This is a genomic window from Pseudomonas sp. H9, from assembly GCF_004353925.1.
In the GTDB taxonomy this organism is placed as follows: domain Bacteria; phylum Pseudomonadota; class Gammaproteobacteria; order Pseudomonadales; family Pseudomonadaceae; genus Aquipseudomonas.
Genome location: NZ_SMOK01000029.1, coordinates 76,034 through 86,037 on the forward strand (window position 1 = coordinate 76,034; position 10,004 = coordinate 86,037).

Genomic DNA, 10,004 nt, shown 5'->3' on the forward strand with positions numbered 1-10,004 from the left:
CCATGAGTGAAGAGATTCTGATCAATATCACACCGATGGAATCACGCGTGGCGGTGGTGGAGAACGGTGTTCTTCAGGAAGTGCATGTAGAACGCACCCAGCGGCGTGGCATTGTCGGCAACATTTACAAAGGCAAAGTGGTTCGTGTGTTGCCAGGCATGCAGGCGGCTTTCGTCGACATCGGCTTGGATCGTGCCGCTTTCATCCATGCTTCGGAGATTTCCCAGCGCGAAGGCTCGTCAGTAGAGAGCATCGGCGCTCTGGTTCATGAGGGCCAAAGCCTGGTGGTGCAGGTCACCAAGGATCCTATTGGCTCCAAAGGCGCACGGCTGACCACTCAGTTGTCGATCCCTTCGCGTTATCTGGTGTACATGCCACGCACCAGCCATGTCGGCATTTCCTTGAAGATCGAAGACGAAGCTGAGCGTGAGCGCCTGAAACAGGTGGTTGCCGACTGTGTCGCCCAGGAAAACATTCAGGATGCCGGTGGTTTCATTCTGCGCACGGCGGCCGAGGGTGCAGGTGCCGATGAAATCCTCATGGACATCCGCTACCTGCGCAGGCTCTGGGACCAGATCGGTGCGCAAATCAAGACTGTCGGCGCACCCACCGAGATCTATGAAGACCTGGGGCTTGCTCTGCGTACCCTGCGTGATCTGGTTAACCCGAAAATCGAGAAGATTCGCATCGATTCTCGGGAAACCTTCCAGAAAACCACGCAGTTTGTCGGCGAATTGATGCCCGAAATCGCTGATCGCCTTGAGCACTATCCGGGCGAGCGCCCGATCTTTGATCTCTACGGCGTTGAAGACGAGATCCAGCGTGCGCTGGACCGTAAGGTGCCGCTCAAGTCCGGGGGCTACCTGGTAGTCGACCCGGCAGAGGCGATGACCACTATCGACGTCAACACCGGCGCCTTTGTTGGCCATCGCAACCTTGAAGAAACCATCTTCAAGACCAACCTGGAAGCAGCCACCGCCATTGCCCGGCAGCTACGCCTGCGCAATATCGGCGGGATCATCATCATCGACTTCATCGACATGGAAGATGAAGAGCATCAGCGCCAGGTGTTGCGCACGCTGGAAAAGCAGCTTGAGCGCGATCATGCCAAAACCAACATCATCGGCATTACCGAGCTGGGGCTGGTGCAGATGACGCGTAAGCGTACCCGTGAAAGCCTTGAGCAAGTGCTATGTGAGCCCTGCCATTGCTGCCAGGGGCGCGGCAAGCTGAAAACCCCAGAGACAGTCTGTTACGAAATTTTCCGCGAGATTCTCCGTGAAGCCCGTGCCTACCAGGCCGAAGGCTATAGAGTGCTGGCCAACCAAAAAGTGGTCGACCGACTGCTGGATGAAGAGTCGGGCAATGTGGCCGAACTTGAAGCGTTCATCGGCCGTACCATTCGTTTTCAGGTTGAGTCGATGTACTCCCAGGAACAATATGACGTGGTGCTGCTCTGACAGCTGAGCGCACCCGGCTGCTGCACGGGCTGGCAAAGCGCCCGGTTGCGGCCATAGTTAAGGCACGATCCGGAGGGCCATTGCCATGGAGCGTCTGATCCGCGTTCTAGGCGCGATGACCCGTTGGGGGCTGGGCTTTTGTGCCTTGCTGGCGGTATTGGTTGCGCTGTATGTCAGCCTTGGCCGGGAGCTGGTGCCGCTGGTGGCCGAGTACCGTGCCGAAGCTGAAGACAAAGCCGAGCAAGCCTTGGGCATACCCGTGCACATTGGCAGCCTTGAGGGGCGCTGGAGCGGCCTGGCACCGGTACTGGTGATCAACGACATCCAGGTCGGCGAGGGTGTCACGGCGTTGCGCCTGGACGGGGTCAAGGTGGTGCCGGATCTGTGGGCCAGCCTGACCGAGCGTCAGTTGCGCCTGGCCAACCTAGAAGTGGGTGGCCTGCAGTTGAGCCTGCATGAAGATGAAACCGGTGCCTGGCGCCTGGACGGGCTGCCGAAAACCGATGACCAGCCGTTGGATCCGCAGCAACTGTTGCAACGCCTGCAAGCGGTGTCAAAGATCACCGTGCTCGACAGCCAGGTCACCCTTGAACCCTACCAGCGCGAGCCCTTGACCCTTACCTACGTGAACCTCGGCTTGCAGACCGGTAGTGTTCGCCAGCGTCTGGATGCACGCCTGACCTTGCCTGACGGCCAGCCTCTGGCCTTGAGCCTGCGCAGCCGTATCCGTCCGGCACATTGGCGCGACGGTGAAGTTGAGGCCTATCTCAGCCTGCCGCAAAGTGACTGGGCACGCTGGTTGCCGCCACGCCTGCTGGGGCAATGGCAGGCCAAGGAGCTGAAAGCCGGCGGTGAGTTCTGGTTGAATTGGGGCAAAGGGCAGGTGCAGAGCGCGGTGGTGCGCCTGAATGCGCCGCAGTTAAGAGGAGCCTACGCTAGCCGTGAACCGGCCGCTGTCGAAAACCTTGCTCTGAATGCCTGGTTCCGCCGTCAGGCCGAGGGTTTTGATGTACAGCTCGACTCGTTGGCCATGAGCCTGGGCAAAACCCGTTGGGAATCACACCTGCAGCTTAATCAACGCGTGGCCAGCGAAACCAGCGAAGAAACCTGGAAGGTTCAGGCTGATCGCCTCGACCTGACCCCGCTGACCCCACTGATCGAGTCACTGGCGCCGCTGCCAGAGAAGGTGATGGCGGTGGTCGAGGGCCTGAATGTCAAAGGCCTGTTGCGCAATGTTCAGTTGGACATTCGCCCGAAGGCAACGGGTGATCAGCGCCTGAGTTTTGCCGCCAATCTTGAGCGTGTGGGCTTTAACGCCTACCACGGTGCTCCAGCGGCAGGGAACGTCAGCGGCAGCATCAGCGGCGACCTTGGGCATGGCGAACTGCGCTTGGATACCGATGCATTCATGCTGCATTTGTACCCGATCTTCGCCAAACCCTGGAACTACCAGAAAGCTAACGCTCGGCTGACCTGGCGCCTTGATCAAGAAGGCTTCACCCTCATCGCGCCCTACCTGAAAGTGCTGGGCGAAGAGGGCAAGATCGCCGGCGACTTCCTCATTCGCCTGCTGTTTGATGAGGCCCGCGAAGACTATATGGACCTGCGTGTTGGTCTGGTTGACGGCGATGGCCGTTATACCGCCAAGTACCTGCCCGAAGTGTTGAGCCCAGCACTGGATGAATGGCTGCGTACCGCCATTCTCAAAGGCGCGGTCGATGAAGGCTATTTTCAGTACCAGGGCTCGCTCAACCATGGTGCCGCCGAGCAGGCACGCAGTATCAGCTTGTTCTTCAAGGTGCATGATGCCGCGCTCGACTTCCAGCCTGGCTGGCCGCAGGTGCAACAGGTTGACGGTGAAGTGTTCATCGATGACGACGGAGTGCGCGTTAATGCCACGCGTGGGCAGATGCTCGACACCAAGGTCAGTGATGTCCGGGTCAACATTCCGCATGTCGCCACGGGCGAGCACAGCCATATGTATCTGGATGGCACCTTTGACGGTGGCTTGGGCGATGGCTTGAAAATCCTTCAGGAAGCGCCGATTGGTACCGCTGCGATGTTCGCAGGCTGGGAGGGTCAGGGCGGGCTCAAGGGTAAGCTCAAACTGGACGTTCCGTTAGCCAAGGGGCAGCACCCGCAAGTGCTGGTGGATTTTGATACCAACGATGCACGCCTGAAAATTGCCGCCCCGGAGCTTGAGCTCAAACAGCTCAAGGGAGCATTCCGTTTTGACTACGCCAAGGGGCTCAGTGGCCAGAACATCAGCGCACGGGTATTCGACAAACCAATCACCGCGCAGATTTTTGCCGAGGGCAAGCCCGGTGAGTTGCAAACACGGGTTCAGGCCAAGGGCCAGGTGGCCCTTACAACATTGACCCAATGGTTGAAGATCAAGCAGGCCTTGCCGTTGGCAGGCGAGCTTCCGTATCAACTGCAGCTCAACTTGGGTAGCCGTGACAATCAACTTAAGGTTGACTCCAGTCTCAAAGGCCTGGCCATCAACCTGCCTGCGCCGTTTGGCAAGACCGCTGACGAAACCCGCGACAGCCAGTTCGGCATGACCCTGCAAGGGCCTGAGCGGCGATTCAACTTCACCTATGCCAATGTGGCCAATGCCCTCTACGCCGCCCCAATGGAGAAACTCGACCAAGGGCGTGGTGAACTGGTGTTTGGCGGTGGCAGCGCGCAGTTACCCAGTGCTCAAGGTGTGCAGGTCCGTGGCAGCCTGCCGGTGCTCGACCTGGCGCCCTGGCAGCAACAAATGGACAGCCTGGCCGGCAATGACCCTGGTGGCAGTGCCCGCCAGTTGTTGCGTGGCGTCGACCTGAGCATCGGCCAGCTCAAGGGCGCTGGCCTTGATCTGAACCAGGCGGTGGTGCGGCTGGTGCGTAACCCGAACAATTGGGCATTGCGCCTGGACAGCAAGGAAGTCATCGGCAATGCGCGCATGCCTGATGCCAAGGGGGCGCCACTGGTGGTGAACCTGCAGACCATCCACCTGCCGCCCCAGGATCCGGCGGAAGTCGCCGTCCCCAATGCCCCTGACCCGATGGCGGCGATTGATCCGCGCAAGATCCCCTCGATCGACCTGAGTATCGACAAGCTGTTTCGTGGCGATGATCTGCTCGGTAGCGCAGCCGTCAAAGTGCGTTCCACTGCCAAGGGCATCACCCTCAATGACCTCGACCTTAACCTCAAGGGGTTGCAGATCGATGGTAGCGGCGCCTGGGAGGGTGCTCCGGGCGCCAGTAGCAGTTGGTACAAAGGACGGCTCGAAGGCAAGAACCTGGCTGACGTACTCAAAGCGTGGAACTTCGCCCCGACGGTCACCAGTCGCGATTTCCGCCTGGATGTCGATGCGCGTTGGCCAGGCTCACCCGCCTGGGTGAGCCTAGCGCGACTGTCCGGCAGCCTCGATGCGGCCTTGCGCCAAGGTCGGTTTGTCGAAGTCGAAGGCGGTGCCCAGGCCCTGCGGGTGTTCGGCCTGCTCAACTTCAACTCCATCGGCCGACGTTTGCGCCTGGATTTCTCCGACCTGTTCGACAAGGGTTTGAGCTATGACCGGGTCAAAGGTCTGCTGGTTGCCAGCGAAGGGGTCTACGTTACCCGCGAACCGATCACGGTGACGGGACCTTCAAGCAATTTCGACCTCGATGGCACGCTGGACATGGTGCGTGACCGCATTGATGCCAATCTTCAGGTGACCTTGCCGGTGACCAATAACCTGCCGTTGGCGGCCTTGATTGTCGGCGCGCCAGCCGTTGGTGGTGCGCTGTTTCTGGTCGATCGTTTGCTCGGTGATCGGGTGGCGCGTTACGCCAGCGTGCATTACCGCGTCGAAGGGCCGGTAAAAGAGCCTAAAATCAGCTTTGTAAAACCGTTCGACAAGTAATGTCAGGAGCGTGCATGAAGGCAGCAGTCATTCAGATGGTCAGCCAGAGCGACATCCTCGCCAACCTGGAGCAGGCGCGGCGCTTGCTTGAGCAGGCGGCAGAGGGCGGCGCACGCTTGGCGGTGTTGCCGGAGAACTTTGCCGCCATGGGGCGTCGTGACAGTGCGGCCATTGGCCGTGCCGAAGCGCTGGGCGAGGGGCCGATCCTGCCCTGGTTGAAACAGACGGCCCGCGACCTCAAGTTATGGGTAGTGGCCGGCACTGTACCGTTGCCGCCGGAAGGGCAGCCTGAGGCCAAGTCCCATGCCTGCTCGCTGCTGATCGACGAGCAGGGCGAGACAGTTGCACGCTACGACAAGCTGCACTTGTTCGATGTTGATGTCGCCGACAACCGTGGCCGTTACCGGGAGTCTGACGATTATGCCCACGGCAGCCAGGTGGTGGTGGCAGACACACCAATCGGCCGTCTGGGCTTGAGCGTTTGCTATGACTTGCGCTTTCCCGAGTTGTACAGCGCCTTGCGCGCGGCCGGTGCCGAGCTGATCAGTGCACCGGCAGCGTTCACTGCGGTGACGGGCGCTGCGCATTGGGAAGTGCTGATCCGTGCCCGGGCTATTGAAACCCAGTGTTACGTCCTGGCCGCTGCCCAGGGCGGTACTCACCCGGGGCCACGGGAAACCTATGGACATGCGGCCATCGTCGACCCCTGGGGGCGCATTGTCGCCGAACAGGCCAGCGGCGAGGCCGTGCTGCTGGCCGAACGCGACAGCAGCGAACAGGCGTCCATTCGGACGCGGATGCCGGTGGCCTTGCACCGGCGCTTTTTCTCGCAGGACGCCTTGCGGCCTGCGCACACCTCGGAGTGACTATGAGCGAGATGTTATCCACTGTCAGCGAGCACCTGCTGGTACCGGGGGGATTGACCCTCGATAGCCTGCAGTCAGTGCTGGGAGAGTTGGCCGGGCCGGGTATCGATGCCGCCGACCTTTATTTCCAAGGGCAGATTTCCGAATCCTGGGCGCTGGAAGACGGCATCGTCAAAGAAGGTAGCTTCAACCTCGACCAAGGCGTGGGTGTACGTGCCCAATCCGGTGAAAAAACCGGTTTCGCCTACAGCAACGCCATCAACCTCGAAGCCCTGACTTCTGCGGCCCGTGCTGCGCGCTCGATTTCCCGCGCCGGGCAGAATGGCAGCGTGCAGGCCTTCAAGAGCCAGGACATCGTCCAGCTGTATGGCACCGACAACCCGCTGGAAGTGATTAGCCGCGCCGAGAAGGTCGAGCTGCTCAAGCGTGTTGACGCCGCCACACGCGCGCTGGATCCGCGGATTCAGCAAGTCACCGTGAGCATGGCCGGGGTTTGGGAGCGCATCCTGATCGCCGCCGCCGATGGCAGCTTGGCAGCGGACGTGCGCCCATTGGTGCGTTTCAACGTCAGTGTGATCGTTGAACAGAATGGTCGGCGTGAGCGTGGTGGGCATGGTGGTGGTGGTCGTACCGACTACCGCTATTTCACCGATGAGCGGGTCATGGGCTTTGCCCGTGAAGCCCTGCGTCAGGCGCTGGTCAACTTGGAGGCGATTCCGGCACCTGCAGGCACTCTGCCTGTCGTGTTGGGTTCCGGCTGGTCTGGCGTTTTGCTGCATGAGGCGGTGGGCCACGGCCTGGAAGGTGACTTCAACCGTAAGGGCAGCTCGGCCTACAGTGGCCACATGGGCGAGAAGGTGGCGTCGAGCTTATGCACCATCGTCGATGATGGCACTCTGGAAGGCCGTCGTGGTTCGTTGAGCGTGGACGATGAGGGCACGCCAACCGAATGCACCACTTTGATCGAGAACGGCATTCTCAAAGGCTACATGCAGGACAAACTCAATGCCCGCCTGATGGGCATGGCGGTCACCGGTAACGGTCGTCGTGAGTCCTATGCTCACCTGCCAATGCCGCGCATGACCAATACCTACATGCGTGCTGGCGAAAGCGACCCTGAAGAAATCATCAAATCGGTCAAGCGTGGGATCTACTGCGCCAACCTGGGTGGTGGTCAGGTGGATATCACCAGCGGCAAGTTTGTTTTCTCCACCAGCGAAGCCTACCTGATCGAAGACGGCAAGATTACCGCGCCGGTCAAAGGCGCAACCCTGATCGGCAACGGTCCGGAAGCCATGAGCCGGGTGTCGATGGTCGGTAACGACCTATCGCTGGACAGTGGGGTCGGGACCTGTGGCAAAGATGGGCAATCGGTACCGGTAGGCGTGGGCCAGCCGACACTGAAGATCGATGCGATTACCGTGGGTGGCACGGGCGCATGAGGTTGAAACCGGGCGGGCAGGGTGCCTGCCCGGTCGCGGGGCTCAACGCAGGCCGCGTTGAACCTCGTCCAGGGTGCGGATGTATTTGAAGATCTTGCGGCTGGCGCTAGGCGGCTTGTTGGTTTTCAACTCATGCTGGGCCTGGCGGATCAGCGAGCGCAACTGCTGGCGGTCGGCTTCCGGATATTCCTGGACGAACTTCTCCAGGACTTCGTCGGTGCCGTCAATCAACCGGTCGCGCCAGCGTTCGAGGCTGTGGAAACGCTCGTTGTATTGGCGAGAGGAGGCATCGAGTTGTTCAAGCAGCGCATTGATGGCGTCGATGTCCTGGTCGCGCATCAGCTTGCCGATGAACGAGCGATGACGACGTTTTGCTTCGTTCGCCGTGTGCCGCTTGTGCTCTTCCAGGGCCGCGCGCAGTTCGTCGGTCAGAGGCAGTTTGGCCAGAGTATCGGGCTTGAGCGTGGTAAGGCGCTCGCCCATATCGACCAACGCCTGCATTTCGCGCTTGATCTGGGTTTTGCTTTTTTCGCCGTCAAAGGCGGTGTCGTAAGAATCAACCATGGGGGCAGTCCGCTGAGAATCGCCGCCATGATAACCAGTCGGGGGCCGCTTGTCCGGCCCGGTCGTAGATTGACCCGTGCCGAACGCAGAATTTGAGTGGAGAAAACCATGAGTTCAGTCCAGAGCGTAGGTCCACAGGCCCTGCCAGCATTGCAGGAGCAAGTTGAGCAGATCATTGCCGAAGCCAAGCGCCAGGGGGCCAGCGCCTGTGAAGTGGCGGTATCACTGGAGCAGGGGTTGTCGACTTCGGTGCGTCAGCGCGAAGTGGAAACCGTTGAGTTCAACCGTGACCAGGGCTTTGGCATCACCCTGTATGTCGGCCAGCGCAAAGGCTCGGCCAGCACCTCGGCCAGCGGCAGCGAGGCGATTCGCGAAACGGTCGCGGCGGCATTGGCGATTGCCAAGCACACCTCCGAGGACGATTGCGCCGGCCTGGCCGATCCAGCCTTGATGGCCCGTGATCTGCCGGACTTCGACCTCTACCACAATTGGGACATCACCCCGGAGCAGGCGATCGAGAAAGCGTTGGCCTGCGAAGCGGCGGCCTTTGAGACCGATGCCCGGATCAAAAATGCCGACGGCACCACGCTCAACACCCACCAGGGGTGCCGTGTGTATGGCAACAGCAATGGCTTTATCGGCGGCTATGCCTCGACCCGCCATAGCCTGAGCTGCGTGATGATTGCCGAAGCCGATGGGCAGATGCAGCGTGACTACTGGTATGACGTCAATCGCCAGGGTGAACTACTGGCTGACCCGCGCAGCATTGGCCAGCGCGCAGCGCAGCGGGCCGCCAGCCGCTTGGGTGCGCGCCCGGTGCCGACCTGCGAAGTGCCGGTGCTGTTCTCTGCCGAACTGGCGGGTGGCCTGTTCGGCAGTTTCTTGTCGGCGATTTCTGGCGGCAACCTGTACCGCAAGTCATCGTTCCTCGATGGCGCCATGGGTCAGCGCCTGTTTCCCAGCTGGTTGACCCTGGATGAGCGGCCACACCTGATGCGCGCCTTGGGCAGTTCGGCGTTTGACGGCGATGGCCTGGCGACCTACGCCAAACCGTTTGTCGAGAAAGGTGAGCTGGTCTCCTACGTGCTGGGTACCTATTCCGGACGTAAACTCGGCCTGCCGAGCACCGCCAACGCTGGTGGTGTGCACAACCTGTTCGTGACCCACGGCGTTGAAGACCAGGCCGCTTTGATCCGGCGCATGGGGCGCGGACTGCTGGTCACCGAGCTGATGGGGCATGGCTTGAACATGGTGACCGGTGACTATTCTCGAGGCGCAGCAGGTTACTGGGTAGAGAATGGCGAGATTCAGTTTGCCGTTCAGGAAGTGACCATCGCCGGCAATATGAAAGACATGTTCCAGCAAATTGTGGCGATCGGTAATGATCTGGAAACCCGCAGCAACATCCACACCGGCTCGGTACTGATCGAACGCATGACCGTAGCCGGCAGCTAACCTCCAACACTGTGGGAGCGGCGGTGCGGCGACCCGACTTGCCCCGCGAATCGATGTAACTGACAGAATGCAATCGCGGGGCAAGCCCGCTCCTACCGAAGCCCGGCCTTGTGTCGGGCTTTTTGTTTGTGCGCCAGGCATGGCGCGTTGCGCGTTAGCGCAACCAGCTTGGCTGTGGTGGCCTCGCTGGTGACTTGGAGGTGAAAGTCCTCTACACACCCGGCAAGGGGAAGTGTTAGCCAGAGGCAAGGGTGTCGCGGGTGACTGCGAATCTGAAGGAAGCCCGAGGCAAAATGCTGGCCTGACGAACAGGAAGCGGATA

The 10,004-nt window shown here is 60.5% G+C and carries 6 protein-coding genes; 5 read left to right on the top strand and 1 reads right to left on the bottom strand.

The genetic code is table 11. The features are described from left to right. The first annotated feature begins 2 nt into the window (after nucleotides 1–2). The 4 genes from rng to tldD all read left to right on the top strand — a co-directional run bounded on the left by rng (nucleotide 3) and on the right by tldD (nucleotide 7,663). Nucleotides 3–1,460, top strand: coding sequence for a ribonuclease G (gene rng / locus E1573_RS22020; RefSeq protein WP_133216669.1), 1,458 nt, complete (start codon nucleotides 3–5; stop codon nucleotides 1,458–1,460). Between the two features lie 85 nt (nucleotides 1,461–1,545). Then, nucleotides 1,546–5,355, top strand: a complete 3,810-nt coding sequence (locus E1573_RS22025) for a YhdP family protein (protein WP_133216670.1) — start codon at nucleotides 1,546–1,548, stop codon at nucleotides 5,353–5,355. 14 nt (nucleotides 5,356–5,369) lie between these two features. Continuing rightward, nucleotides 5,370–6,221: a carbon-nitrogen hydrolase family protein gene (locus E1573_RS22030; protein ID WP_133216671.1), complete on the top strand. Its 852-nt coding sequence runs from the start codon at nucleotides 5,370–5,372 to the stop codon at nucleotides 6,219–6,221. A 2-nt stretch (nucleotides 6,222–6,223) separates the two neighbouring features. Beyond that, complete coding sequence (tldD, locus tag E1573_RS22035) at nucleotides 6,224–7,663, top strand: metalloprotease TldD (protein ID WP_133216672.1); 1,440 nt, start codon at nucleotides 6,224–6,226, stop codon at nucleotides 7,661–7,663. A gap of 42 nt (nucleotides 7,664–7,705) precedes the next feature. On the opposite strand, the gene yjgA is transcribed toward tldD, so the two are convergent. Further along, the gene (gene yjgA, locus E1573_RS22040) at nucleotides 7,706–8,227 is read right to left on the bottom strand and encodes a ribosome biogenesis factor YjgA (protein ID WP_133216673.1); all 522 of its coding nucleotides are present in this window, start codon (nucleotides 8,225–8,227) and stop codon (nucleotides 7,706–7,708) included. A gap of 108 nt (nucleotides 8,228–8,335) precedes the next feature. Here yjgA and pmbA point away from each other — a divergent pair, with 108 nt between their 5' ends. Continuing rightward, a complete protein-coding gene (gene pmbA, locus E1573_RS22045) occupies nucleotides 8,336–9,682 on the top strand; it encodes a metalloprotease PmbA (protein ID WP_133216674.1) in 1,347 nt (448 codons plus the stop codon). Nucleotides 9,683–10,004 lie beyond the last annotated feature (322 nt).